The organism is Mesorhizobium sp. M8A.F.Ca.ET.161.01.1.1, assembly GCF_004792105.1.
Classification (GTDB): Bacteria; Pseudomonadota; Alphaproteobacteria; order Rhizobiales; family Rhizobiaceae; genus Mesorhizobium.
The window spans coordinates 1-313 of record NZ_SRTD01000352.1; the positions used below are offsets into that span (position 1 = coordinate 1).

The 313-nt window shown below is 49.2% G+C and carries 1 tRNA gene; it reads right to left on the minus strand.

Annotated elements, in window-relative coordinates:
* Positions 1–190 precede the first annotated feature (190 nt).
* Positions 191–267, minus strand: a tRNA-Ile gene (locus EN804_RS36025).
* Positions 268–313 lie beyond the last annotated feature (46 nt).

The window sequence follows — 313 nt, forward strand, 5'->3', positions numbered from 1 at the left end:
CCCGGGGGTACAAAGCCCGGATACGAATATAACGACTCAATCAATAAAGAGACTTATGTCTCTCGCCTTAGCCTCACGACACGTCTGATAGAACATCTCAAACGCTCGCTACGTCACAAGTTTTAAAAGAACACGTACCAGCCACAGTGCTGATGCGTATAAAGATCGATTGTATGCGTCATTCAGAGAATGGTGGGTCTGGGTAGACTCGAACTACCGACCTCACCCTTATCAGGGGTGCGCTCTAACCACCTGAGCTACAGACCCGGAAAACTTTCCGGAACAAACTCAAACATGGTGGAGCCTGTCGGGA